The following is a 25,461-nucleotide window of genomic DNA, read 5'->3' as shown; positions in this document are numbered from 1 at the left end:
TTTTATGAACTCAACGCGTTATGCCCGGATTTGCGAAATGCTCGCCAGGCGTCAGCCCGATCTGACGGTGTGCATGGAGCAGGTGCATAAACCTCATAACGTTGCTGCTATCGTCCGTACCGCTGATGCCGTCGGCGTGCATGAAGTGCACGCCGTCTGGAAGGGGACGCGGATGCGTCCTATGGCCTCGGCTGCCGCAGGCAGCAACAGCTGGGTACAGGTCAAAGCCCACAACACTATTGGCGAAGCCATTTCGCATCTGAAAGGGCGCGGCATGCAGATTCTGGCGACCCACCTTTCCGACAAAGCCGTCGATTTCCGTGAAATTGATTACACCCGCCCGACCTGCATTCTGATGGGTCAGGAGAAGACGGGGATCACCCAGGAAGCCTTAGATCTGGCGGATCAGGACATTATCATTCCGATGATCGGCATGGTGCAGTCGCTGAACGTCTCCGTAGCTTCCGCCCTCATTCTGTATGAAGCGCAGCGTCAGCGGCAAAATGCCGGGATGTACAAACGCGAGAACAGCATGCTGCCGGACGACGAGCAGCAGCGCCTGCTGTTTGAAGGCGGTTATCCGGTGCTGGCCAGAGTGGCGAAGCAGAAAAAATTACCGTACCCCCACGTGAATCTGCAGGGCGAGATTGAAGCCGATGCGACGTGGTGGGCGACGATGCAGGCGGCGAAGTAAATCATGCAAGGCCGTCTGCTGGATGCTGTGCCGCTCAATTCCCTGACGGGCGTTGGCGCGGCCCAGAGCAGTAAACTGGCTAAAATTGGCCTGCATACTGTGCAGGATCTCCTCCTGCACCTCCCCCTGCGTTACGAAGACCGCACTCAGCTTTACCAGATTGGTGAACTCCTGCCTGGCATTTACGCCACCGTTGAAGGCGAAGTCCTGAACTGCAACATCACCTTCGGCGGTCGCCGGATGATGACCTGCCAGATCAGCGACGGCTCCGGCATCCTGACGATGCGCTTTTTTAACTTCAATGCGGCAATGAAAAACAGCCTCGCCACCGGACGACGGGTGCTGGCCTATGGCGAAGCCAAACGCGGGAAATATGGCGCAGAGATGATCCACCCGGAGTACCGCGTGCAGGGCGATCTCAGCACGCCGGAGATGCAGGAGACGCTGACGCCGGTCTACCCGACGACCGAAGGCGTTAAGCAGGCGACGCTGCGCAAGCTGACCGATCAGGCGCTGGAGCTGCTGGACACCTGCGCCATTGCCGAACTGCTGCCGCCGGAGCTGGCGCAGGGGATGATGAGCCTGCCGGATGCGTTGCGCACCCTGCATCGCCCGCCGCCCTCACTGCTGTTGAGCGATTTAGAGAGCGGACAACACCCGGCGCAGCGCCGTCTTATTCTCGAAGAGTTACTGGCGCATAACCTGAGCATGCTGGCGCTGCGCGCCGGGGCACAGCGTTTTCACGCTCTGCCGCTCCCGGCCCGTAATGAATTAAAAGAGAGGCTTCTGGCCTCGCTGCCGTTTAAACCTACCGGGGCGCAGGCCCGCGTTACCGCCGAGATCGAGCATGATATGGCGCTGGACGTGCCGATGATGCGCCTGGTGCAGGGCGATGTCGGCTCCGGTAAAACGCTGGTGGCCGCTCTGGCCGCGTTACGCGCCATTGCCCACGGCAGGCAGGTCGCCCTGATGGCGCCTACCGAACTGCTGGCCGAGCAGCACGCCAACAATTTCCGCGCCTGGTTTGCGCCGCTGGGCGTGGAGGTGGGCTGGCTTGCCGGTAAACAAAAAGGCAAAGCGCGACAGGCGCAGCAGGAGGCGATTGCCAGCGGTCAGGTGCAGATGATTGTCGGCACCCATGCCATCTTCCAGGAGCAGGTGCAGTTCCACGGTCTGGCGCTGGTGATTATTGATGAGCAGCACCGTTTTGGCGTGCATCAGCGTCTGGCGCTGTGGGAGAAAGGTCTCCAGCAGGGTTATCATCCGCACCAGCTGATCATGACCGCCACACCCATCCCCCGCACCCTGGCGATGACCGCCTATGCCGATCTCGACACCTCCGTTATCGACGAGCTGCCCCCGGGCCGTACACCGGTGACCACCGTTGCCATCCCGGATACACGCCGCAGCGACATCATTGATCGCGTGCGCAACGCCTGCCTGCAGGAAGGGCGTCAGGCCTACTGGGTCTGTACCCTGATTGAAGAGTCGGATCTACTGGAAGCGCAGGCGGCAGAAGCCACCTGGGAAGAGTTAAAGCTGGCCCTGCCGGAGCTGAACGTTGGGCTGGTGCATGGCCGCATGAAGCCTGCGGAAAAACAGGCGGTCATGCAGGCCTTCAAGCAGGGCGAAGTGCATCTGCTGATTGCCACCACGGTGATTGAAGTGGGGGTGGATGTGCCTAACGCCAGCCTGATGATCATCGAAAACCCGGAACGTCTGGGTCTGGCGCAGCTGCACCAGCTGCGTGGCCGCGTCGGACGTGGTGCCGTGGCCTCGCACTGCGTATTGCTTTATAAAGCCCCGCTGTCGAAAACGGCGCAAAAACGTTTGCAGGTGTTACGCGACAGCAATGACGGCTTTGTGATTGCGCAACAGGATCTGGAGATCCGTGGGCCGGGAGAGTTGCTCGGCACCCGTCAGACCGGTAACGCCGAGTTTAAAGTGGCAGATTTACTGCGCGATCAGGGCATGATCCCCGAAGTTCAGCGTCTGGCACGCCATATTCATGAACGCTACCCCGAACAGGCGGCAGCGTTAATCGACCGCTGGATGCCAGAGACCGGACGTTACTCTAACGCCTGATCAGCCGAAGATGGGCAGCATCAGATAGAGCTTAATCACGATCGCGTTGACGATATCAATAAAGAATGCCCCCACCATCGGCACCACCAGAAACGCCATATGCGACGGACCGAAGCGCTCGGTAATGGCCTGCATGTTGGCGATCGCCGTCGGCGTTGCCCCCAGACCAAAGCCGCAATGGCCGGCCGCCAGCACCGCCGCATCGTAGTTTTTACCCATCATCCGCCAGGTAACGAACATGGCGTACAGTGCCATAAACAGGGCCTGTACGATGAGGATCGCCAGCATTGGCAGCGCCAGCGAGGCCAGCTCCCACAGCTTGAGGCTCATCAGCGCCATCGCCAGGAACAGCGACAGGCAGACGTTGCCCAACACCGACACAGCCCGCTCAAAGACGCGATAAAAGCCCATCAGGGCCAGGCCATTGCTGAGGATCACCCCCACAAACAACACGCAGACAAAGACCGGCAGCTCCAGCGCGGTGCCTGCCAGCAATTGCGCAATCACTTTACCCACCGTCAGGCAGATGGCGATCAGGGCGATGGTTTCAATCATCACCAGGGAGGTGATCATACGTCCGACGTCCGGCTTCTCAAATGCCGACGGCGTCAACTCATCGTCCGGGCAGCCGTTGGGGTTGGTGGAGCGCTTCACCAGATAGCGCGCGACCGGCCCGCCGATCAGGCCACCCAACACCAGCCCGAAGGTGGCGCAGGCCATTGCCACTTCGGTGGCATTCTGAAAGCCATAGCGTTCAACAAACAGCTTGCTCCACGCCGCGCCGGTACCGTGTCCACCCGACAGGGTAATCGAACCGGCCAGCAGGCCCATCAGTGGGTCCAGCCCCAGCAGCGACGCCATGCCGATGCCGATGGCGTTCTGCATCACCAGCAGACCGACCACCACAATCAAGAACACGCCCAGCACTTTGCCACCCGCCCGCAGGCTGGAGAGGTTGGCGTTCAGGCCGATAGTGGCGAAAAAGGCCAGCATCAGCGGGTCTTTTAAGGTCATATCAAAGTTGATTTCCCAGCCCATGCTTTTTTTCAGCACCAGCAGCGCGATGGCAGCCAGCAATCCGCCCGCAACGGGCTCCGGGATGGTGTATTTTCTGAGGAAGGGAACGCTGTGAACCAGTTTACGGCCAAGCAGTAAAACGAGAGTTGCCGCAACGAGGGTCGACAACGTATCGAGATGAATCATAGTGGGCTCCTTTTAAGGCACGTGCTCCATCAACATGCGCGTTTTCCTGTAACGTTTGCGTGTTATTAGCGCAATCGGGAGCAGGAGTGTAATGAACTTTGCCGCATCAGGACAGAAAAAGCCGTCCTGGACGGGTGAATTTATCAACGTTTTTTGTTGGCAATCGTTTGCTTTTCTCATCCACTCGGCTAAAATGCCCGCTTTTCCTCCAGGGGTTCGCAGCAGATGTCCGTTAACGCCATTGAACAGCAGGATGCGCAACCGATTGCGCAGCCGCAAAACAGTGAACTGATTTACCGTCTTGAAGACCGTCCGCCGCTGGCGCAGACCTTGTTTGCCGCCTGTCAGCATCTGCTGGCGATGTTTGTGGCCGTTATTACCCCAGCCCTGCTGATCTGTCAGGCCCTCGGTTTACCGGCGCAGGACACCCAGCACATTATCAGCATGTCACTGTTTGCTTCGGGCGTGGCCTCCATTATTCAGATTAAAGCCTGGGGGCCGGTGGGCTCCGGTCTGCTGTCGATTCAGGGCACCAGCTTTAACTTTGTTGCCCCGCTGATCATGGGCGGTACGGCGCTGAAAACCGGCGGCGCGGATGTACCAACAATGATGGCGGCGCTGTTCGGCACCCTGATGCTGGCAAGCTGCACCGAGATGGTGATCTCCCGCGTTCTGCACCTGGCGCGCCGCATTATTACTCCGCTGGTCTCCGGCGTAGTGGTGATGATTATCGGCCTGTCGCTGATTCAGGTGGGTCTGACCTCCATCGGCGGCGGCTACGCGGCGATGAACGACCACACCTTCGGCGCCCCGAAAAACCTGCTGCTGGCGGGCATTGTGCTGGCAATCATTATTCTGCTTAACCGTCAGCGTAACCCGTACCTGCGCGTCGCCTCGCTGGTGATCGCCATGGCGGCAGGCTACCTGGCCGCCTGGGCGATGGGCATGCTGCCGCAGTCTGCCGCGCCGACCGACAGCCCGCTGATCATGGTGCCGACGCCGCTCTACTACGGCCTGGGCATCGACTGGAGCCTGCTGCTGCCGCTGATGCTGGTGTTTATGATCACCTCGCTGGAAACCATCGGCGACATTACCGCGACCTCTGACGTCTCTGAACAGCCGGTCTCTGGCCCGCTGTACATGAAGCGCCTGAAAGGCGGCGTCCTGGCCAACGGTCTGAACTCGTTTGTCTCCGCCGTGTTCAACACCTTCCCGAACTCCTGCTTCGGCCAGAACAACGGCGTGATCCAGTTGACCGGCGTTGCCAGCCGCTACGTGGGCTTTGTCGTGGCGCTAATGCTGGTTTTACTGGGTCTGTTCCCGGCGGTGAGCGGCTTTGTGCAGCACATTCCTGAGCCGGTCCTCGGCGGCGCAACGCTGGTGATGTTTGGCACCATCGCGGCATCGGGCGTGCGTATCGTCTCCCGCGAGCCGCTGAACCGCCGCGCTATCATGATCATCGCCCTGTCGCTGGCGGTGGGTCTGGGTGTCTCTCAGCAGCCGCTGATCCTGCAGTTTGCCCCGGACTGGGTGAAGAACCTGCTCTCTTCCGGCATCGCCGCCGGTGGGATCACCGCTATTGTCCTGAACCTGATCTTCCCGCCAGAAAAGAACTAATCCCTTTCACGGCAGCAGGCAACTGCTGCCGTGACACGTAATTACACCATTCCCGCCTTGAGCATTGCGTATAAATCGTGCATAACTCCTTTATGTTCGTTTTACGTGATGGAAGACCATGAAATTTATTGGAAAGCTTCTCGTCGGTATTCTGGCCGTTCTGCTTATTGCGATCCTCGCGCTCTATATCCTTGTACAAACCCGTTGGGGAGCGGCGCAGGTCAGCAGCTGGATCACGGTAAACACCGATTACGAACTCAATTTCGACCTGATGGATCACCGTTTCTCGTCGCCCACGCACCTGGTGCTGAAAAACGTCACCTTCGGGCGCGATGGCCAACCCGCGACGCTGGTCGCGAAGATGGTGGATATTGGTGTGAGCAGCCGTCAGCTCACCGATCCGCTGCACATGGATACCATCACCCTGTTTGACGGCACGCTGAACCTCTCGCCGCAGACCGCTCCTCTTCCCTTCCAGGCCGATCGCCTGCTGCTGAACAACATGGCGTTTAACAGCCCGAACACTGAATGGGATCTGAGCGCCCAGAAGGTGACCGGCGGCGTGCGCCCCTGGGACCCTGAAGCGGGCAACGTGATGGGTAAAAAAGCGCAGATTCAGATCAGCGCCGGGTCGCTAACGCTGAACGGCGTACCGGCCAGCAACGTGCTGATTGAAGGTGAACTGAACGGTAAAGAGGTGGTGCTGACCACCATCGGCGCAGACATGGCCCGGGGCTCGCTCACCGGCACCGCGCGTCGCGACGCCAACGGCGGCTGGAAGGTGGACAACATGCGCCTGAATGAGATCCGCCTGCAGAGCGATAAATCGCTGTCCGACTTTTTTGCCCCGATTACTACCCTGCCATCGTTGCAGATTGGCCGCCTCGACGTGACCGACGCCCGCCTGCAGGGGCCGGACTGGGCAGTCACCGATCTCGATTTAAACTTGCGCAACCTGACCCTGAGCCAGGGCGACTGGCAGAGTGAGGATGGCCGGCTGTCGATGAACGCCAGCGAGTTTATCTACGGTTCACTGCATCTGTTCGACCCGATCTTGAACGCCGAATTCTCCCGGCAGGGGATCGCCCTGCGCCAGTTCACCTCACGCTGGGAAGGCGGAATGGTGCGCACCTCCGGCAACTGGTTGCGCAGCGGTAAAGCGCTGGTGCTGGATGATGTCGCCGTCGCCGGGCTGGAATACACCCTGCCGGAGAACTGGAAAACGCAGTGGATGACGACCCTGCCGGAATGGCTGCACAGCGTCACGCTGCGCAAATTTGGCCTGAGCCGGAACCTGGTGATCGATGTCGACGCCACCTTCCCGTGGCAGATCACCGCGCTCGACGGTTATGGCACCAACCTGCAACTGGCGAAAGATCGCGAGTGGGGGGTCTGGTCAGGCACTGCCACCCTGAACGGCGCGGCCGCCACCTTTAACCGTGTGGACGTGCGCCGTCCGTCGCTGACGCTTACCGCCAACGCCTCGACGATTGACATCAATGAACTGAGCGCCTTTACCGAGAAAGGTATCCTGGAAGCGAAAGCCAGCGTGTCGCAGACCCCGGTGCGCCAGACTACCGTTAATCTGACCGGGCGCGGCGTGCCGTTGAACATCATCCAGCAGTGGGGCTGGCCAGCGCTGCCAGTGTCCGGCGACGGCAACCTTCAGCTCACCGCCAGCGGCAACGTGCAGAAAGATTCCCCGTTAAAACCGACGGTTAACGGCAGGCTGAATGCGGTAAATATGGATAAGCAGCAGGTGACCCAGACGATGACGGGTGGAGCGGTGAATACGGTGGCACCACCACCCGCACCATAATGTGGGCCCGGTGGCGCAGCGCCGCCGGGCTTTTCCAGATGATTCAGAGGTGAACCACCACCTCATTCCCTTCGGCTTTCACCACCACGCCCCACTCGCTGCCGATGTTGGATGCGCCTTTCACGCTGCTAATCCGCTGCACATTGCGCAGGCAGACCGTCCAGTTCCGCGCCTCGCCGCTTCCTTTTAACGTTATGGTATCGCCGCTGCGCGTCGCGGTCAGGGTAAAGGCCACGGCACCGTTCGCCTCAGGGACTTCGCTTACCGCCGTGGCGCCATCGGCCAGGTTAAACAGCTGGAAGGCGGTGCCTTCGTTCCAGGCATAGTCCGGTTTCTGGTCGTTGTTACCCAGCGCCAGCAGAGTGTTGTCGCGCACGTAGACCGGCAGGCTCTGGAAATCGTGCTGCTGTTTGTGCCAGCGGCTGCCCTGCAATTCGTCGTTATGCCACAGATGCGTCCAGCGCCCTTCCGGCAGGTAAAACTGCACGTCGCCCGCCTCGCTGAATACCGGCGCAACCATCACCGCATCGCCCAGCATATACTGGCGGTCGAGGTAGTCGCAGGCCGGATCGTCCGGGAACTCGAGCATCATCGCGCGCAGCATTGGCGTACCGAACTCGCGGGCCAGCGCCGCCTGGCGATAGAGGTATGGCATCATCCGGCATTTCAGCTGGGTAAAGTGGCGCACCACGTCGCAGGACTCGTCATCATACGCCCACGGCACCCGGTAGGATTTGCTGCCATGCAGGCGGCTGTGGCTGGAGAGCAGCCCGAACGCGCACCAGCGCTTATAAACATGCGCCGGGGCGGTGTTTTCGAACCCGCCGATATCATGGCTCCAGAAACCAAATCCGGAGAGCCCAATCGACAGCCCGCCGCGCAGGCTTTCGGCCATCGATTCGTAGTTGGCGTAGCAGTCGCCGCCCCAGTGAACCGGGAACTGTTGCGCCCCCACGGAGGCCGAGCGAGCGAACAGCACCGCCTCTTCCTCGCCCACCGTCTCTTTCAGCACGTTCCACACCAGTTCGTTGTAGATGTAGGCATAATGGTTGTGCATTTTTTGCGGATCGGAACCGTCGAACCATTTCACGTCGGTCGGGATGCGCTCGCCAAAGTCGGTTTTAAAGCAGTCGACGCCAATATCCACCAGGCCTTTCAGCTTGTCGGCGTACCAGGCACAAGCCTCTGGATTGGTGAAATCGTAGATCGCCAGCCCCGGCTGCCATTTATCCCACTGCCACAGGGAGCCATCTGGACGTTTCAGCAGATAGCCCTTCTCTTTCAGTTCTTTAAATACGGGTGATTTCTGCCCGATGTAGGGGTTGATCCACACGCAGACCTTGAGCCCTTTCTCCTTCAGGCGGCGGATCATCCCTTCCGGGTCCGGGAAGGTGAGCGGGTCCCACTCGAAGTCGCACCACTGGAAGGCCTTCATCCAGAAACAGTCGAAGTGGAAAACGTGCAGGGGCAGGTCGCGCTCCGCCATGCCGTCGATAAAGCTGTTTACCGTCGCTTCGTCGTAGTTGGTGGTGAATGAAGTGGTGAGCCACAGCCCGAACGACCACGCAGGCGGCAGCGCCGGGCGGCCGGTGAACTGCGTATAGCGGTTGAGCACCTCTTTTGGTGTCGGACCGTCGATGACGAAGTACTCCAGATATTCACCCTCGACGCTAAACTGCACCTTCGACACCTTCTCGGAGCCGATTTCAAAGGAGACATTTTCCGGGTGATTCACCAGCACGCCATAGCCGCGGTTGGTGAGGTAGAACGGGATATTTTTGTACGACTGTTCGGTGCTGGTACCGCCGTCGCGGTTCCAGGTTTCCACCGTCTGGCCATTGCGCACCAGGGCGGTAAAGCGCTCGCCCAGGCCGTAGACGGTTTCACCCACGCCCAGATCCAGACGCTCAAACATGTAGTTGCGATCGGTATTGCCGTCCTGCACGTAGCCGTTGTTTTTCAACTGGCTGCCGGTGATGCGTTGCCCGTCGCGGAAGAAATCCAGCGACCAGAACTCGCCTTTGGTAACGCGCACGCTGATGTTGCCGCTTTTCAGCTCGGCAAACTCTGCGTTGTTTTCAATCTGCACGTTAACGTCTTTCAGCACGTTGAGCGGATAATGTGGGCCGTTATTCAGCGCCCCCTGGAAGTGCTCGATACGCACCCCGACAATCCCCTCCTGCGGCGCAAACAGGCGCACGGTGAACATCAGGGTATCCAGTTGCCAGGTGCGCTCGCGCACGTCGCGTGGCGCCACATAGACCACCAGGTCATTGCCCTGCTGCTCCACATCGAATACCTGAACCGGATAGGTTACGTTCAGACCCGGTTGAATTAGCCAGTTTCCATCACTGATTTTCATGCTTTCGTCCTCTTAGTTCTGCAATTCTTTGCTGACCGGCAGGATGTTAAATTCCTGCTCGTTACGACGCGCGCCCTGCGCCAGATCGTTCATGATTTTGACCAGGAATGGCGTCTTCAGGCTGTAGTAGCGTTTGGCGATCACCGCGCTCAGCAGGTAGCAAGCGGCGGGTACCAGGGTAAACAGGGCGATGATAATGCTGATGGTGGCGCTGTTCTGGGTTTTTGCTGCGGCATCGTAGCCGCCGCCAGCCAGCATCCAGCCGATTAACGCCCCGCCCAGCGCCAGGCCCAGCTTGAGCACGAACAGCGTGCCCGCAAAGCTGATACCGGTGAGGCGTTTGCCGTTGGTCCACTCGCCGTAATCGACGGTGTCGGACATCATTACCCACTGGATCGGCGTCACCAGCTGGTGCAGCACGCCAATCACGAAGATAAAGCCGAACATAGTGATGCTGGCCTGCATCGGCACGAAGAACATCGCCACGCTCGCCACCGCCAGCAGGGCATTGGTCCACCAGAAGACGCTGACTTTGCATTTCCAGTCGGTGAGCGGTTTCGCCAGCGCGGAGCCAATGAGGTTGCCGACGCAGTAGGTGGTAAGGAAGGCGACGAACAGCTCCGGCGAGCCCATGATCCAGGTGACGTAATACATCATCGCCCCGCCGCGCACGCAGACCGCCAGAATGTTGAGGATGGTAAGCAGCCCGACGATGCGCCACTGGTCGTTCTTCCAGATGTCGCGTAGATCTTCGCGCATGGAGGTGGTGCTCGGCGGCACCTGGATGCGCTCTTTGGTGGTGAAGAAGCAGAACGCCAGCATCAGGAACGCTACCACCGACAGCACCGCGATACCGCCCTGGAAGCCGAGTGCTTTATCCTCGCCGCCAATCATATTCACCAGCGGCATCATCAGCACCGTGGAGAGCATGCCGCCCGCCGTCGCCAGCACAAAGCGCCAGGACTGGAGGGAGATACGCTGCGTCGGGTCGTTGGTGATCACCCCACCCAGGGCGCAGTAAGGGATGTTGACCACGGTATAGAGCACGGTCAGCAGGGTGTAGGTGACAGCAGCGTAGATCATTTTGCCGTTCAGGCTGAGGTCCGGCGTGGTGTAGGCCAGCACGCAGACCAGGCCAAACGGGATTGCCCCGAACAGTATCCACGGGCGGAACTTACCCCACCGGCTGCGGGTGCGGTCGGCGATCAGCCCCATGCAGGGGTCAGAGACTGCATCCAGCGCACGCGCCAGCAGGAACATGGTGCCGACAAACCCGGCGGGGATGCCGAAGATATCGGTATAGAAAAACATCATGTAGAGCATAACGTTGTCGAAAATTATGTGACTTGCGGCGTCACCCATGCCGTAACCAATTTTCTCTTTGACGGATAAGACTTCGCTTTTCATTGTTTTTCCTTCACGCGTAGGGCGCTGAGACCGGTTACATTTTTTGTAAACCATTCACCCACGGGCAGGTATTGCGTTTTCTGGTTACTTTTTTACGTTTCTTGTTTTTTGTGATCGCGGTAAAAGTGCGGAGGCGGAAAATGTAAGCTGAGGATTTTCTTAAGGTTTACGCTGGAGGCATAACGCAGGTCAAAAAAGGGGTGAAATAAGTGAGGGAAATGATGGGGTAAATGATTGAAAGTAGCTATAATGCGCCCCGCCTCCATGTAGCAATCGAGGCGCGGAAGATCGTCATCTCCGGTGAGGTGGCTGGACTTCAAATCCAGTTGGGGCCGCCAGCGGTCCTGGGCAGGTTCGACTCCTGTGATCTTCCGCCAAACATCTTTCTTACACATACGTTTAAATCTAAAAATCTTTTTCACAACAATATAAGAGATTTTATTGGATTTCTTCTGATTTCGAATGAACATCTTTTAAATATAGGATATAGATCTTCTAGATAATTAATTATTAATTTCGTTTTCTTACATCTTAAAGATTGATATAAGTTTGGCTTTAATATTAAATTAGTGATCTCCGTGTGCTTTGCATGTTTAAACCCAGAGTTAACTAAACAAATATATATAATTTCAAGGTATCTTAATCGTTCATAGTTTGACGAGAAAACCATATCTTTAATATCAAATTCATCTCTATAGGAATAAAAATTAAAACCAAAAATATTTTGAAGTAATTCAGCCCAGCTTTCTAAAGTTCTTCTTATTATTATATTTGTAGGCAAATCAATTTCAGTACGGTAAGCACTTTTAAATTGTCGGAGCAACTTCAAAGAACTGAACTGGTCAATGTTTAAACATAGCAATGAACATAACTCACTAATTATTTCATCAATGCCAAAGGCTATGATTCCATTTTTTGCAAGGAATTTAATTAAAAAATCTCTTGAAGCTCCGTATAAAAAATCAGACTTCCATCCCAGAAAAACAGGATAGTTAGGCCAAGAAATTAAATTCTGAATAGTATTTTTACAGTTATCAATTTCTTTTTCACTAGGTTTGGTTAGTGAACAATCTTTTAAAAAATTTGTAAAATCTAAATTATTATCTATTAGTATTTTAGACTCTTTTTTTAGATGTTGAAGAAACAATGAACCACTACTTTTCATTGCGTATAATTGTTCTTCTGAGAAAGTCGAAACACTATATCCTTTGCTATGATATTTATCGTAATAATACTTGCCATATCTCTTATTACAGATAATAAGAATATCATTATCACTATAAAGATCATTAGTATTACGACATACTGAACCAAATTCTGCGACAGCAAACATTTATACCGCCTTTACAGCCTTATTAACAACTGATGCCATGAACAAAGATAAAACAACAAACCCCAACATTGCTTGTATGGAAACTATTAGTTTACCAATTGCTGTGCACGGAGTAATATCCCCAAAACCTAAAGTGGTTATTGTAACACAGGTAAAATAAAAAGAATCAATTAGCGAAAAATCTACACTACTATCAAATATAAAACTATTAAAAATATAATTCATTAATGAAAAAAGGATAATTAAAATAGCTAACAACCTAACTACATTGAAAGTTTTCAGACCATACCCTGATATAAAGTCATGAAAGTAGTATAATATCCTTTGTTTATTATATTCTTTTTCTGTAATTACCCCCCTTTCAAGTTGTGATCGAAAATGATGATATTCAGAATTTTTCTTTTTATATAAACTATATAATGCATGATCTGATTGATATTCTCTGGCGGAATTCTTGTATAACTCTTGATATAAATTTATTGCAATATTAGTGTCATTAATGAGATCAAAATTATCATCAAATGATTTTGGATCTAATAAACAATCAATCAACTTAATTTTATTTGTATTTGTATTTGTATTTGTGAATATACAGTCAGTGAATTGACAGTTGTTGAAAACTGCGCCCATAAAAATACAACTTTCAAAAGTACAACGGATAAAGCGCACCTTATTAAAAGTTGTATCCTTAAATGAAACGAAATTAAATTTTTTGTTTTTAAAAGATAAATGTTTGCCATTAACTCCTTCAAAAGTTCCTGGGTAAAATAATACATTTGTCCATTGACTGTGAGCTTCAGCTCGTAAAAACTCAGGAAAGGAATCTACTCTCACACCCTCAATCCTTAATATATTAGCTGGCATAAATATCTCTCGTATAAATATCTCTTTCAGTAAAATCAATCACACTTACTATATATTATTAATATTATTTAATATCCGTGTTCAATTTTAAAATGCATGCGTCCTTCACCCACTTACTAAAATTCCCTTTCCCCGCTGCTTTCTCAATTTTTTCCAAAAGCTCATCCTCAAACCGGATGTTCTTCATCGTACTTTTAGAGCGGTCAAAATTTGGCTTCTTTTTCTCTTGCATGGTAGGTACCGTTTCGGTCATCTTATCACCATGTGTTACCTACCACATGGATTAAGATTTCAAGCAACGCCCAACAGTGTTACAGCACTGAAGGGCGTCTAACCTCACCAACTATCAAGGAGTTGATTATGGCTGATTCGCATTCTACCCCAGACGCTACCGCAACCGGAACTGAGCGTACATTAATTGTGGGATATCGCCCGCAAGGTCGCGATCGCAGTACGCCAAACCTGATCCTTTCCGGCAAATGGCTGCGCGCGGCGGGGTTTGATACCGGAGATAAAGTCACGGTAAAAGTCATGGATGGCTGCATCGTTGTGATGGCACACAACCCGTATGAGAAGGCACTGCTCGCTGAGTTAAAGCAGGCGCAGCAGAAGCTGAAAGGGATTGAAGGGGCGCTCGCCGCTGCGTAACGTTCTCTCCGTGCAGATTTTGTAGGCCGGGTAAGGCGCAGCCGCCACCCGGCATTGTGCAGGCTTAACCGCCATACCGCATATGCAACAACGGAAACGGATTACCCTGCCCGTCCCGCTCCGATCGCCCAACCTGCTCAAACCCCATATGCTGATAAAACCCAACCCCCTGCGGATTCTGCTCGTTGACGTCCACCTCGTTAGCACCGAAATGGTCAATAGCGTGTCTCAGCAGCAGCGTGCCGACGCCCTTCCCCCGGCTCGCATCATCCACAAACAGCATTTCAATGCGGTTCTCATCCACGCCCAAAAAGCCATGAATATCGCCGCTTTCATCGCGGGCGATCACAACCTTTAAGTTCGGTAAATAGGCGTTGAGCAATAGCGGACGCAATGCCGCAATATCGCTCTCTTGCAGAAAGTGGTGAGTGGCGCGAACTGAGGACTCCCAGATCGCGACAAGTCGTTCAAATTGTGAGGGAACTGCGGGTTCAATTTTCATAATGCGATCATGGCCGGGAAACGAATCTACATCAAGCCTGAGCAGGTGTATTTATAAGCTGTAGCTTATACAATTAATAACTTATCAAGGATGACATCATGTGATGGAGACGAAAGATTGAAAACCCTGAATGAAGCGATCGCTTCGCGTTCCCTGAAAGCCAAAAACGCATCAAAGAAATGTCCGACGAAATGATCCTGGAAACGGGTCTGCAAATGATGCGAGAAGAGCTGAAGCTGTCGCAAAAGCATGTCGCTGAGTTGATGGGCGGTAAACTGAGCCTGGATGTTGAACTCCCGACCGGGAAGCGCGTGGCGTTTCATATTTAGGAAATTCCAGTTTTGTCCCTCTCCCAACAGGAGAGGGAACCGACCGCGCTTAAACAGATACTCCCATCACCGCATCCACCCCGTCTTTCTGTACGACCGGATGGCATTATTTTTGCCATTAAATACTTTTGCAGCCGGTGTAATTTTCCTTATACATATATCCATCGCACCCTGCCCCAGCAAGATATAGGACAATCAATTCGCTATATTATTGAACGTTTCCTGAAAGAGTGGATTCAATGTACGTGAGAACCTGTTGTTGATTCATTGGCGACCGCATATTGATGCCCATTCCCAGCTTTTGCAGACATGCGTGGAGATTTTGGATTAATGCGTCATCATTCTTCAAACAGATAATATAGGCATTTTCAAAAGGTAAAATATCAACAAGCCTTATACCTTGTGGGCTCAGGTAGTGGTTGATATGTTCGAGCCAAGGCATCATGTAGGGAAGATCCCAGGGCTCAATTTCAGCCTCTGACCAGTTAATTTTCTCAATGAACGTAAAAAGATACTCAGAGGGTTCAACGGGAAGAGAAACACTAGCCAGTGGTTTTAACGCCGGAAGATAACCGGTATATTCCGTCCATTCTTCATATACCATCAGATGTTGCGCGCTGAGGTTGTCATATAACCAATCCAGAACAGTTTCAGGCTCAAGGGTGGTGGGAACAGAGGCATAAAGTGAATCGGGATCTAATTCCGGGATACTGCTTTTCAGGGCGTGTATCAGGTCCTTCAAATCGTCCATTAATATTTCCTTATATTATTCACTAGATAAATTAAAAATTAATTTTCTGATCCAGATATATCCCGCTGCGCCGTAAACAATATCAAGCGGATATAAAAACTGCAATTTCATCCCTCTGTCGTAGCCCGATAAATATGGCAGCCTTACTTCCTGATTTCACTTCATCTTTCGGCACAAGGGTCGTGACGCTTTCCTCCGGGTTTCACCAGCCGTAGGATATGTTGCAAAAAGGCCACCACATCGGTGTCGTTGAAATATTCGAAGATCCCCAGCACATTCACCTGTTTGTCGCTGCGGATCAGGCACGCTTTCACATCGTACTGTAATGCCTGGGAACGGATGCCTATGGCGTCGTTAGCGTGGATAAACCAGTGGCGGCTGTTGCTGTCCATCCGGCTGTCCGTCTGCCCGCACGCCGCCCCAGGAAGAAAGCACGATATTTACTGTTTCACCCATACCAGCTGATCGACCCGGAAGCCCAGGCTGCGCGCGGTATTGAGATAATCCTCTTTCACCGCATCCGGAATGGTCGGGGTGCGCGACAAGAGCCACAGGTAGTCACGGTTCGGGCCGCTGACCAGCGCGTACTGGTAGTTATCGTCCAGCTTGATGACGTTATACCCGCCGTAGAACGGGCCGAAGAACGAAACCTTCAGCGCGGCGGTGGTCGGCGCGCCGGTGAAAGAGGCTCTGCCCTCGCTCTCGTTCCACTTGCGTTTTACCGGATCGTATCCGCGGTTGATAACGCTGATCTGCCCGTCGCTGCGCTTGCCGTAGGTGGCGGTAACCTGCTCCAGACCGCGTTCGAAGCGGTTTTCCAGGCGGGCGACTTCGTACCACTTGCCGAGATAGCGGCTGGCGTCAAAGTTGGTGATGGGCTGCACACCTTTCGGCGGCGTAGGGGATTTACAGGCAACCAGGGTCAGCGCAATGGCGACACCGGTCACAACAGGCCATAGTTTCATGAGAACTCCTTTCATTTGCGCGTCTGGATGTAAAGTGTAGTGCACCGCTGTGGTGCTTCATCCCGCAGGCAAATATTCGTAGTATATTGAGATTAATCCTTTCCTTCGGACGCAGACATGGCTTACTCCATCGGCGAATTCGCCAGACTCAGCGGGATCACCGCCACCACCCTGCGGGCGTGGCAGCGCCGCTACGGTTTACTCAAGCCGCAGCGCACGGAGGGTGGCCATCGCCTGTACAGCGAAGAGGATGTCCAACAGGCGCTGAAAATCCTCGACTGGGTGAAAAAAGGCGTTCCGATTGGCCAGGTGAAGCCGCTGCTGGAGCGCCCTGCACCGAGCCGTACCAACAACTGGCAAACGCTGCAACAGAACATGCTGGACCGTCTGCAGGCGGGCAAAATCGAATCCCTGCGCCAGATGATTTACGATGCCGGCCGCGAGTATCCTCGGCCAGAGCTGGTCACGAAGGTGTTACGCCCGCTGCGCAGCCAGGTCTCGGCGAACGTTCCCGCCGCCATGACCCTGCGCGAGATCCTCGATGGCATTATCATCGCCTATACCTCGTTTTGCCTTGAGGGCGACAAGAAAGCGCCGGGCGACAACCTTCTGCTCAGCGGCTGGCACCTGAACGACCCCTGTGAAATCTGGCTTGAAGCCCTGACACGCACCGGCCAGGGTCATCGGATCACCATCCTGCCCATTCCCCCTGCCGCGCTGGCACCGGAGATCTTCCCGGACCGCAAGTGGCTGTTGGTCACCAGCGGTAAGCTCAATGCCGCGCGCAAAAGGCAGGTTGAGCAGTGGCAGCAGCAGGTTTCCCTTGAGGTGATTATCCTCCGATGATTTTCTCCTGCGGGAATTGTCACGAAAAGTTGAATATTTTCCCGCGCAGCAAATGCTAACGTTTTCCTGTGACTTACTACTCCACAGGAAAACCCAATGAAAAAAAGTGCCCCTCTGCTGATCCTGGCCTCTATGGCCTTTGCTCCTGTCGCCTTTAGCGCCCCTGTCGGTACGCTGAGCGTGCATATTCTTGACCAGCAAACCGGTACGCCACCGCCGGGCGTCAGCGTCACGCTGGAAAAACAGCAGCAGGACAAATGGACCCCTGTTGCCAGCGGCAAAACCGACCAGGATGGCCGCATCAAGTCGCTCTATCCCGAGGATCAGGATATGCAGCCTGGCGTCTATAAAGTGACGTTTAAAACCGCCGAGTACTTCCAGGGGAATAAGCTGCAGTCGTTCTTCCCGGAGATCCCGGTGCTGTTTACCGTGACCCGCACCAACGAGAAGCTGCACATCCCTCTGCTGCTCAGCCAGTACGGTTACTCAACCTATAAGGGCAGCTAAAAGCTATTGATATTTATACATATTAAAAAATAGTTTCGCCAATACTTGGACAAAATAGTCAAGTTGTGTAACTTTTAGATATAGGCTCTGGAGGTACACACCATGACAACAAAACCTGTGCTGGGTATTAGCGGATGTTTAACCGGTTCCGCCGTTCGCTTCGACGGCGGGCATAAGCGTATGGGCTTTGTCATGGATGAGCTGGCCCAGTGGGTCAACTTCAGGCCCGTCTGTCCGGAAATGGCTATTGGTCTGCCGACGCCTCGTCCGGCGCTGCGTCTGGTCCTGACCGACAGCGGTGAGACGCAGATGCGGTTCAGCAAAGCGCCTCACGAAAACGTTACGCAGAAGATGGCCGATTTTGCGGCGGGTTATCTGCCTAAAATCGGCGATCTCGCTGGCTTTATCGTCTGTGCAAAATCACCCAGCTGCGGCATGGAACGCGTGCGGCTTTATGATGAAAACGGAAACCGGGGCCGCAAGGAGGGTGTCGGGCTGTTCACCGCTGCGCTCCTTGAAACCTGGCCGTGGCTACCGGTGGAGGAAGATGGACGCCTGCACGATCCGGTACTGCGGGAGAATTTTGTTGAGCGCGTCTTTGCCCTTCACGAACTGAACACCCTACGCGCCAATGGCCTGACGCGCCGCGCGCTGCTGGACTTCCACAGTCGTTACAAACTCCAGCTGCTGGCCCATCACCAGGCAGGCTACCGGGAGATTGGCCCGTTCGTCGCTTCGCTGCACGAGTGGGAAGATCTGAATGCTTTCTTCGAGGCGTACCGCGAAAAGCTGATGACGATCCTCAAAAAACCCGCCTCGCGGAAAAACCACACCAACGTCCTGATGCATATTCAGGGCTATTTCCGTAACCAGCTTAACAGCCGCCAGCGCGGCGAACTGCGCGACGTGATCCTGCATTACCGTGACGGATTACTGCCTATTCTCGCCCCGCTCACGCTGCTGAAGCACTATCTGGCGGAATATCCTGACCAGTATCTGATGACGCAAAACTACTTTGATCCCTACCCGGATGATTTAGGTCTGCGTCTCGCTGTAGCCTGAAATTCACAATGCGAAGGCCCCATTGACCCACAGAGGCCCAAAGCAGTACCCCGTTTAGACGACACCCTCACTGTCGTCTTTTTTTTGCAGTTTGCTTAAAATACTGTAGCTTTATACAGGCTTAAGCCGCAAAAGGGTCCGCCCATGATCAACACCCTGCACATTCAAAACTACCGCTCAATTCGCGACATGTCGCTGGATCTGGAGCAGCTCAATATCGTTTTCGGCCCGAACGGCAGCGGAAAATCGAATATCTATAAAGCCATCCACCTGATGCACAGCGCGGCGCAGGGGCAGTTTTCCCAGGCGCTGGCGAATGAAGGCGGCATTCTGAAGGTGTTCTGGGCAGGCAAAACCCGCAGCGATCAGCTGCGGCGGATGAATCTGGCGGTGGAAACCGAAACCTACGAGTATGAACTGCAGGTGGGTTTTGTCGAAAAGCTGCCTTATCCCTCGCAGTTTCAGCTCGATCCGGTCATCAAAGAGGAGTCCATCTGGCTGAGCGGCCACCAGCGGCGCCCCTCCGCACGCCTGATGCAGCGCAAAAACCAGACCGTGTTTCTGAATAACGTTCACCACGAGAAGGTGACTCACAGCGGCACCCTGTATGAGAACGAATCGGTCTTCGGCCAGCTCGGCGAGCCGCACCTCTACCCCGAGGTGTCGCAGATGCGCGAATCCCTGCGTAACTGGCGTTTTTATCATGAGTTTTCTGTTTCATCCGGTTCGGCGATGCGCGCTCCGCAGGTGGGGTTCCGCTCCCCAGTGCTGGCCAGCGACGGCGCAAACCTGGCGGCCGCGTTTCAGACCATCGTCGAGATTGGCGACGAGATGCTGCTGATGCGTATTCTCGACCAGGCTTTCCCCGGCTGCGTCTTTTACAGCGACAATACGGGCGGACGTTTCCGGATGATGATGCAGCGCGAAGGCTTAAGCCGGCCGCTGGAGCCCGGAGAGTTTTCCGACGGCACGCTGCGTTTTCTCTGTCTGGCGGTGGCCCTGCTCAGCCCGCGCCCGCCCGCCTTTATCGCCCTCAACGAACCGGAAAACAGCCTGCATCCGCAGATGCTGCCTGCCCTGGCGAGCCTGATTGCTGAGGCCAGCCGCTATTCGCAGATCTGGCTCACCAGCCACTCGCCGGAGCTGGCGAACCTGATTGAGAAGCATCGATCGTTTTCGCTGTATCAGCTGTCGATGGTGGAAGGCGAGACGAGAATGGCGCGGCTGGGGTAAATACCGGGTGGCGCTACGCTTACCCGGCCTGGGTCTGCGTGCGGAAGGTTTTGCGCCACTCCGCCGGGCTGACGCCAAAGCGGGCCTTAAACTGCTGACGCCAGGTCACGGCTGAGAGATAGCCCACCTGCTCTGCCACCGCCTCGATCGGCAGATTGCTGCTCTCCAGCAACAGTTGGCTACGCCGCAGGCGTTCGGCGGTGATCCACGAGGCCACACTCATCCCGGTGGCTTTCATAAAATGGCGGGTCAGGGTGCGGCGACTCATCGCCACGCTCTCTGCCAGCGCATCCAGGTTGAGCGGCTGGCTGATGTTACGCTGGAGATAGTCGATCAGGTTGTTGATCCGCGCATCGCGGGTGGTTTCTGGCACCGGCTGGGCGATAAACTGCGCCTGCCCGCCCTCGCGGTGCGGCGGCACGATCATCCGCCGGGCAATCTGGTTGGCGACCTCGCTGCCAAAGCGCTGACGGATAATGTACAGGCAGCAGTCCAGCGCGGCGGCGGTACCGGCAGAGGTGATGATGCGGTCGTCATCAACGTACAGCGCGTTGATATCGAGCTGCACGTTCGGGAAAAGCGTCTGAAACTGGCGTTCGAATTCCCAGTGCGTTGCCGCGCGTTTGCCGTCGAGAATGCCGGCATAGCCGAGAACAAATGACCCCAGGCACAACCCGACGATCTCCGCCCCGCGGTCTTTGGCCTGCACCAGGCTGTCGAGCAGCGCCTGTGGGGGACGCGCCAGAACGTGTTGCCAGTAAGGTACCACCACGATATCGGCCTGCCCGATAGCAGAATAATCCTGCGTTGCGTTAAGCGCGAAGCCGTCGGGGGAGGTCAGGAGTCCGGGCTTTTCGGCGCAGATCGTCAAATTAAAACGCTTTTTACCGGAAACGGTATCGCCAAACAGAATGCAGGGAACGGAGTAGTGGAACGGGCTAAACCCGTCCACGGCGACAATGGCAACGTGAGTAAGCGGCATTGATCTCTCCTTTCCCCTGATTGCCTCAGAATATAACGGATTCACCATCCTGAGGAATGCTTAGCACGTCGCTGACCTGATTATCCTCTGCATACTGACGCAACGCGCTGCGGGTCAGCAGGCAGTGGTTGATGGCCTCCATATGGACCGCCACAATTTTCGCCTGCGGTAGCAGGAAGTGGATATTCAGCACATCCTCCTGGCCCATGATGATCGGCCCAAACCCGATCACGTGGGCATAACCGGCGTTGATGATCACCACATCGGGCTGATGTTTTTGCAGGTCGGTTGCTACCGCCTCGCGCCAGATCGTATCCCCAACAATGCAGAGCGTCTTTTCGTCAGGATGACGAAACACCACGCCGCAGGCTTCGCCCAGCCGCTCCGCCAGCTCCGGCACCGCATAGGCACGATCGGTACCATGCTGGCCGCCGTCGGTTTTACTTAGCTGGATATCGCCAAACGGGCTGTTGTCCGTCAGCACGTTAAGTTGGGTGAAGCCCTGGCTGCGCAGAAGCTGCGCGTCATCTTCGTTCTGCACGAAGATCGGTTTGTCTTTGGCGATCCGCTCGATAGCGTACTGATCCCAGTGATCGGGGTGGGTATGGGTTACGATAACGGCATCGACATCCAGCAGGGTTTCAATCGCACAGGGCAGTTCCACCATCGGGTTGCGGATCGCCTCCCGGGCAGTGCCCGGAAAGCCGGGGTAAGTCCCTTTAGGTGCCAGCATCGGGTCAACCAGAAAGCGCTTTCCGGCATAGGTGATAAGCTGTGTCGCGTTACGAATGTGGGTGATGTTCATGAGCTCTCCTCCGGTCTGTATTGCAGAAAGGATAGTCGGAGGAGGAGCGGCAGAATGTGGGCTAAAGGGCATTCAACGATGGGATTGGGCCAACTTATTTTCATGCCGCAGTGAGCGGCATGAAGTTTTATTCCCAGCCCGGCACTGCCCCGCCGTTAAAGATGGTCTCTGCCGCCTTCGCGACCTCTGGTGACTGGTAGGCCTGGATAAACTCCTTCACCTTCTGCGCATCTTTATTATCTTCTCGCGTGACCACAATGTTCACGTAAGGCGAGTTTTTATCTTCGATAAAGACGCTGTCATGCACCGGCGACAGCCCGGTTTGCTGGAGATAGGTGGTGCTGATAATCGCCACATCCACTTTCGGATCGTCCAGCACGCGCGGCAGTTGCGCCCCCTCCAGCTCCATGATTTTCAGGTTTTTTGGGTTGGCGGTGATATCCAGCGCTGTCGGCAGCAAACCGACGTCCGGTTTCAGGGTAATCAGCTTTTCGTTTTGCAGCAGCAACAGCGCACGGCCCAGGTTGGTGGGGTCGTTCGGGATGGCGATGGTTGCGCCATCTTTGAGTTCAGAGACCGATTTGATCTTGCGGGAATAACCCGCCATCGGGAAGACAAAGGTGTTGCCCACCGCCACCAGCTTGTAGCCGTGCGCTTTGTTGTCTTCCGCCAGGAATGGGCGATGCTGGAAGACGTTGGCGTCCAGCTCACCGTGGTCAGTGGCATCGTTTGGCAGCAGCGAGCCGCTAAAGCCCACCAGCTCAACGTCGAGGCCGAACTTCTCTTTCGCCACTTTTTTGGCGACTTCCGCCACGTCCTGCTCGGCGCCGTTGATCACGCCGACTTTAATGTGTTTAGCATCGCTGCCGCTTTGGTCACAGCCCGCCAGCAGCAGGCCAGCAAGAAGAAGCGCACCCAATCGAAGTTTCACCGGTCATATCCTTTTGATAACTGTTTTATCGACTATATCGGCAACCCAGCGGCAGGTTAAAAAACGAAATGGCATCAATAAGAAGGATAAGTTATATGCAGGTTTTGCCGGGCTGCGCTGCGCTTGCCCGGCCTACGTGAAGAGACGGAGAACTGTCATAGGCCTGGTAAGCGTAGCGCCACCGGGCGTTGGGGCTCACGCCGCTGTAGTCCAGTCCTCGATAGTCAACTCCTGTACCATTCCGAAAGCATGATCGTTAGTCACAATCGTTGTGCCCCGGCTGATGGCATGGGCTGCGATCAACTGATCAAGATCTGCCATCACTTTACCTCGAGTTTCCATCTCAGCACGGAGTTTGCCGTAAGCGGCTGCGGCGTCACTGTCCCAGTCATAGATAGTGATAGTGCTCAGAAACGTCTTTATGGTCTCTTTTAACCTGGTGCTTTGTTTTTTATCCGCCCCATAAAGCAGCTCCGCTTCTGTGATACTTGAGATACATACGTCCGCTGGCTTCAGGTTAGTCATTCTATTTACAACACCGGGATGCCTTTTAAATAAATGGCTCACAATATTCGTATCCAGCATATGTTTCATACCTGAACTCCATCCAAAGGATCCCTCTTTGTAATACTCTGATTTCTTTCCTCCGGACTTAAAAATGAATCCGGTACGGTGGTGTTTTCCAACATCCTGAAAAATTCATCCCAGCTTTTTTCCTTGGCAGGTTTTGCAGCCAAAACCACATTCCCCTCTTCATCCCGCCGGATCCAGACACTCTCCGCATCAAACGCGAACTCAGCAGGCAGTAAAACCACCTGGTTTTGCCCTTTTTTGAACAGTTTTGCTTTACGTTCCATCGCAACCTCTGCTGGTTTATTGACCAGGCCAAAGCATGCGCCAGCACCGTCGGGAATGACAAGTCAGAGCGTCAAAATTCGGAAAGCGACTCGCAACAAATAGCAGACCCACTAACCTTACGCCTCCCGCTTGCGCAGCGGCGCCTCGCGCAAAAACCACGACAGCACAAAGGCCAGCACCATGATCCCGGCAGCCATCAAAAACACCGCATGAATGGCCGAACCAAAGGCGTCCAGGTAGTCCAGGCGCAGGGCATCCGGCAGATGATGAATGGCGGTGGGGTTCATCTCCCGCGGCAGTTCGGTCCCCTCGGGGATCCGCGCCATCAGGCCCGACTGCAATACGTGGGTGAAGACCGCGCCAAACAGCGCCACGCCAATGGCCCCGCCGATGGAGCGGAACAGGGTCACGCCCGAAGTGGCCACACCGTACTGGCTGGATGAGACGCTGTTCTGTACTGCCAGCACCAGCACCTGCATCACCAGACCCAGCCCCGCCCCCAGTACGCCGGTAAACAGATAAAGCTGCCAGACCGGTGATTCGATGGTGATCCGCGTGAGCAGGGCCATGCCGACCACACCCAGCAGGGTGCCGAGGATCGGAAACAGGCGATATTTCCCGGTGCGGCTGATAATGCGACCGCTAATAATCGAGGTCAGTAGCAGTCCGCCCATCAGCGGGATCAGCTGCAACCCGGCCTGGGTCGGCGTGGCCTCTTTGAAAATCTGCAGATAGAGCGGCAGGAAAGTCACCGAGCCAAACAGCGACATGCCGATAATAAAGCCAATCAGACTACACAGCAGAAAGCTGCGATCCCGGAAGAGCGACAGGGGAATAATCGGCTCCCACGCCAGACGCTCCTCGTAGATAAACCCGGCGATACCCGTCAGGCCAAAGGCCAGAATGCACCACAGCTGCGGGTCGCTCCACTCGCGTACCGTGCCCCCTTCGCTGGTAAACAGGATGATGCACAGCAGCGCCATGCTGAGGTAAATCGCCCCCAGATAGTCGATCTCATGTTTGTTGCGCTTCGCGCTGCCGCGGAAGACCGCGCCAATCACCAGCAGGGCAAACAGCCCCAGCGGCAGGTTGATGTAGAAAATCCAGCGCCAGGAGGCGTGCTGCACCAGAAAACCACCGACCAGCGGACCAATCACCGTCGCGAGACCAAAGACCCCGCCGAATAAGCCCTGATAGCGACCACGCTCCGCGGGGGGAATAACGTCCGCCACCGCCGCCATGCTGATCACCATCAGCCCCCCGCCGCCCAGCCCTTGCAGGGCGCGCATCAGCACCAGCTGGGTCATGTTCTGCGCCAGCCCGCACAGGGCGGAGCCCACCAGAAACAGGATAATCGCAATTTGCAGCACGATTTTGCGGCCAAAAAGATCGCCAAACTTACCGTACAGCGGCACCACAATCGTGGAGCTCAGGATATAGGCCGTCACGACCCAGGAGAGTTTATCCAGGCCGCCCAGCTCGCCCACAATGGTGGGCAGCGCCGTGGAGACAATGGTCTGATCGAGAGCCGAGAGCAGCATCACCAGCAGGAGCGCGCTGAAGAGCAGCCGCACCGGGGGCGCGTTTTTGGTTTGCGTTGTTGAATCGGAGACCATAAACACCGCTTGAAATTAATTAATCGTATAATTAATATTTAT

At 55.0% G+C, this 25,461-nt stretch carries 25 protein-coding genes, 1 tRNA gene and 1 pseudogene; 11 read left to right on the top strand and 16 right to left on the bottom strand.

Annotation, left to right across the window (positions count from 1 at the left end; all coding sequences use genetic code 11):
* Positions 1 to 4 precede the first annotated feature (4 nt).
* Together trmH and recG are read left to right on the top strand one after the other, a co-directional pair.
* The gene (gene trmH, locus FHC51_RS05990) at positions 5 to 694 is read left to right on the top strand and encodes a tRNA (guanosine(18)-2'-O)-methyltransferase TrmH (protein ID WP_103177695.1); all 690 of its coding nucleotides are present in this window, start codon (positions 5 to 7) and stop codon (positions 692 to 694) included.
* A gap of 3 nt (positions 695 to 697) precedes the next feature.
* Positions 698 to 2,779, top strand: coding sequence for an ATP-dependent DNA helicase RecG (recG, locus tag FHC51_RS05985; RefSeq protein ID WP_220435101.1), 2,082 nt, complete (start codon positions 698 to 700; stop codon positions 2,777 to 2,779).
* On the opposite strand, the gene gltS is transcribed toward recG, so the two are convergent.
* Positions 2,780 to 3,982, bottom strand: coding sequence for a sodium/glutamate symporter (gene gltS, locus FHC51_RS05980; protein WP_114385502.1), 1,203 nt, complete (start codon positions 3,980 to 3,982; stop codon positions 2,780 to 2,782).
* 225 nt (positions 3,983 to 4,207) lie between these two features.
* Between gltS and FHC51_RS05975 the strand changes: the two genes are divergently transcribed.
* Together FHC51_RS05975 and FHC51_RS05970 are read left to right on the top strand one after the other, a co-directional pair.
* On the top strand, positions 4,208 to 5,599 hold the full coding sequence (locus FHC51_RS05975; RefSeq protein ID WP_103824300.1) for an NCS2 family protein: 1,392 nt from the start codon (positions 4,208 to 4,210) through the stop codon (positions 5,597 to 5,599).
* A gap of 118 nt (positions 5,600 to 5,717) precedes the next feature.
* Positions 5,718 to 7,418 (top strand): AsmA family protein, encoded by a 1,701-nt coding sequence (locus FHC51_RS05970; protein ID WP_220435100.1) that lies wholly within the window; start codon positions 5,718 to 5,720, stop codon positions 7,416 to 7,418.
* Positions 7,419 to 7,461: 43 nt separating this feature from the next.
* Here the strand turns inward: FHC51_RS05970 and yicI are convergent, their stop codons facing one another.
* Positions 7,462 to 9,780 (bottom strand): alpha-xylosidase, encoded by a 2,319-nt coding sequence (gene yicI, locus FHC51_RS05965; protein ID WP_220435099.1) that lies wholly within the window; start codon positions 9,778 to 9,780, stop codon positions 7,462 to 7,464.
* Positions 9,781 to 9,792: 12 nt separating this feature from the next.
* Positions 9,793 to 11,187, bottom strand: coding sequence for a glycoside-pentoside-hexuronide family transporter (locus FHC51_RS05960; protein WP_220435098.1), 1,395 nt, complete (start codon positions 11,185 to 11,187; stop codon positions 9,793 to 9,795).
* A 282-nt stretch (positions 11,188 to 11,469) separates the two neighbouring features.
* Here FHC51_RS05960 and FHC51_RS05955 point away from each other — a divergent pair.
* Positions 11,470 to 11,564: transfer RNA gene (locus FHC51_RS05955), tRNA-Sec, on the top strand.
* A gap of 41 nt (positions 11,565 to 11,605) precedes the next feature.
* Here FHC51_RS05955 and FHC51_RS05950 read toward each other — a convergent pair.
* The 3 genes from FHC51_RS05950 to FHC51_RS05940 form a co-directional block, all read right to left on the bottom strand.
* A complete protein-coding gene (locus tag FHC51_RS05950; RefSeq protein WP_220435097.1) occupies positions 11,606 to 12,520 on the bottom strand; it encodes a hypothetical protein in 915 nt (304 codons plus the stop codon).
* Complete coding sequence (locus FHC51_RS05945; protein ID WP_220435096.1) at positions 12,521 to 13,384, bottom strand: ion channel; 864 nt, start codon at positions 13,382 to 13,384, stop codon at positions 12,521 to 12,523. It lies immediately after the preceding gene.
* A 64-nt stretch (positions 13,385 to 13,448) separates the two neighbouring features.
* Positions 13,449 to 13,616, bottom strand: a complete 168-nt coding sequence (locus FHC51_RS05940) for a YlcI/YnfO family protein (protein ID WP_220436655.1) — start codon at positions 13,614 to 13,616, stop codon at positions 13,449 to 13,451.
* Between the two features lie 128 nt (positions 13,617 to 13,744).
* Here FHC51_RS05940 and FHC51_RS05935 point away from each other — a divergent pair, with 128 nt between their 5' ends.
* Positions 13,745 to 14,032, top strand: a complete 288-nt coding sequence (locus tag FHC51_RS05935; protein WP_220435095.1) for a SymE family type I addiction module toxin — start codon at positions 13,745 to 13,747, stop codon at positions 14,030 to 14,032.
* A 64-nt stretch (positions 14,033 to 14,096) separates the two neighbouring features.
* On the opposite strand, the gene FHC51_RS05930 is transcribed toward FHC51_RS05935, so the two are convergent.
* Positions 14,097 to 14,534 carry an acetyltransferase gene (locus tag FHC51_RS05930; RefSeq protein WP_220435094.1) on the bottom strand — a complete coding sequence of 146 codons (438 nt, stop codon included), beginning with the start codon at positions 14,532 to 14,534 and terminating at the stop codon, positions 14,097 to 14,099.
* A 117-nt stretch (positions 14,535 to 14,651) separates the two neighbouring features.
* On the opposite strand from FHC51_RS05930, the pseudogene FHC51_RS05925 reads away from it, so the two are divergent.
* Positions 14,652 to 14,863 (top strand): annotated as a pseudogene (locus tag FHC51_RS05925) (transcriptional regulator).
* 208 nt (positions 14,864 to 15,071) lie between these two features.
* Here FHC51_RS05925 and FHC51_RS05920 read toward each other — a convergent pair.
* The 3 genes from FHC51_RS05920 to FHC51_RS05910 all read right to left on the bottom strand — a co-directional run bounded on the left by FHC51_RS05920 (position 15,072) and on the right by FHC51_RS05910 (position 16,579).
* The gene (locus tag FHC51_RS05920; protein ID WP_220435093.1) at positions 15,072 to 15,614 is read right to left on the bottom strand and encodes a hypothetical protein; all 543 of its coding nucleotides are present in this window, start codon (positions 15,612 to 15,614) and stop codon (positions 15,072 to 15,074) included.
* Positions 15,615 to 15,775: 161 nt separating this feature from the next.
* Entirely contained in the window at positions 15,776 to 16,006 is a 231-nt protein-coding gene (locus FHC51_RS05915; protein WP_220435092.1) for a class I SAM-dependent methyltransferase, read from the bottom strand.
* A 48-nt stretch (positions 16,007 to 16,054) separates the two neighbouring features.
* Positions 16,055 to 16,579 carry a lipocalin family protein gene (locus FHC51_RS05910; RefSeq protein ID WP_103177683.1) on the bottom strand — a complete coding sequence of 175 codons (525 nt, stop codon included), beginning with the start codon at positions 16,577 to 16,579 and terminating at the stop codon, positions 16,055 to 16,057.
* Positions 16,580 to 16,696: 117 nt separating this feature from the next.
* Here FHC51_RS05910 and FHC51_RS05905 point away from each other — a divergent pair, with 117 nt between their 5' ends.
* The 4 genes from FHC51_RS05905 (at position 16,697) to FHC51_RS05890 (ending at position 20,227) form a co-directional block, all read left to right on the top strand.
* Positions 16,697 to 17,425 (top strand): MerR family transcriptional regulator, encoded by a 729-nt coding sequence (locus tag FHC51_RS05905; protein ID WP_220435091.1) that lies wholly within the window; start codon positions 16,697 to 16,699, stop codon positions 17,423 to 17,425.
* A gap of 96 nt (positions 17,426 to 17,521) precedes the next feature.
* On the top strand, positions 17,522 to 17,932 hold the full coding sequence (uraH, locus tag FHC51_RS05900; protein ID WP_220435090.1) for a hydroxyisourate hydrolase: 411 nt from the start codon (positions 17,522 to 17,524) through the stop codon (positions 17,930 to 17,932).
* A 102-nt stretch (positions 17,933 to 18,034) separates the two neighbouring features.
* Entirely contained in the window at positions 18,035 to 18,994 is a 960-nt protein-coding gene (locus FHC51_RS05895) for a DUF523 and DUF1722 domain-containing protein (protein ID WP_220435089.1), read from the top strand.
* Between the two features lie 144 nt (positions 18,995 to 19,138).
* Positions 19,139 to 20,227 (top strand): AAA family ATPase, encoded by a 1,089-nt coding sequence (locus tag FHC51_RS05890; RefSeq protein ID WP_220435088.1) that lies wholly within the window; start codon positions 19,139 to 19,141, stop codon positions 20,225 to 20,227.
* Between the two features lie 19 nt (positions 20,228 to 20,246).
* Here FHC51_RS05890 and FHC51_RS05885 read toward each other — a convergent pair whose 3' ends face one another.
* The 6 genes from FHC51_RS05885 to FHC51_RS05860 form a co-directional block, all read right to left on the bottom strand.
* Positions 20,247 to 21,209: a GlxA family transcriptional regulator gene (locus tag FHC51_RS05885; RefSeq protein ID WP_220435087.1), complete on the bottom strand. Its 963-nt coding sequence runs from the start codon at positions 21,207 to 21,209 to the stop codon at positions 20,247 to 20,249.
* Positions 21,210 to 21,234: 25 nt separating this feature from the next.
* Positions 21,235 to 22,014 carry an MBL fold metallo-hydrolase gene (locus tag FHC51_RS05880; RefSeq protein ID WP_220435086.1) on the bottom strand — a complete coding sequence of 260 codons (780 nt, stop codon included), beginning with the start codon at positions 22,012 to 22,014 and terminating at the stop codon, positions 21,235 to 21,237.
* Positions 22,015 to 22,141: 127 nt separating this feature from the next.
* A complete protein-coding gene (nlpA, locus tag FHC51_RS05875) occupies positions 22,142 to 22,945 on the bottom strand; it encodes a lipoprotein NlpA (protein ID WP_220435085.1) in 804 nt (267 codons plus the stop codon).
* Positions 22,946 to 23,140: 195 nt separating this feature from the next.
* Positions 23,141 to 23,539 (bottom strand): type II toxin-antitoxin system VapC family toxin, encoded by a 399-nt coding sequence (locus FHC51_RS05870; protein WP_103824282.1) that lies wholly within the window; start codon positions 23,537 to 23,539, stop codon positions 23,141 to 23,143.
* On the bottom strand, positions 23,536 to 23,802 hold the full coding sequence (locus FHC51_RS05865; protein WP_220435084.1) for an antitoxin: 267 nt from the start codon (positions 23,800 to 23,802) through the stop codon (positions 23,536 to 23,538). The genes FHC51_RS05870 and FHC51_RS05865 overlap by 4 nt, the downstream gene beginning before the upstream one ends.
* 117 nt (positions 23,803 to 23,919) lie before the next feature.
* On the bottom strand, positions 23,920 to 25,419 hold the full coding sequence (locus FHC51_RS05860; protein WP_220435083.1) for an MDR family MFS transporter: 1,500 nt from the start codon (positions 25,417 to 25,419) through the stop codon (positions 23,920 to 23,922).
* Positions 25,420 to 25,461 lie beyond the last annotated feature (42 nt).

It is taken from the genome of Leclercia sp. EC_58 (assembly GCF_019584355.1).
Taxonomy (GTDB): domain Bacteria; phylum Pseudomonadota; class Gammaproteobacteria; order Enterobacterales; family Enterobacteriaceae; genus Enterobacter.
The sequence above is the reverse complement of the archived record's forward strand: the minus strand, read 5'-3'. Positions and strand labels throughout refer to the sequence as shown.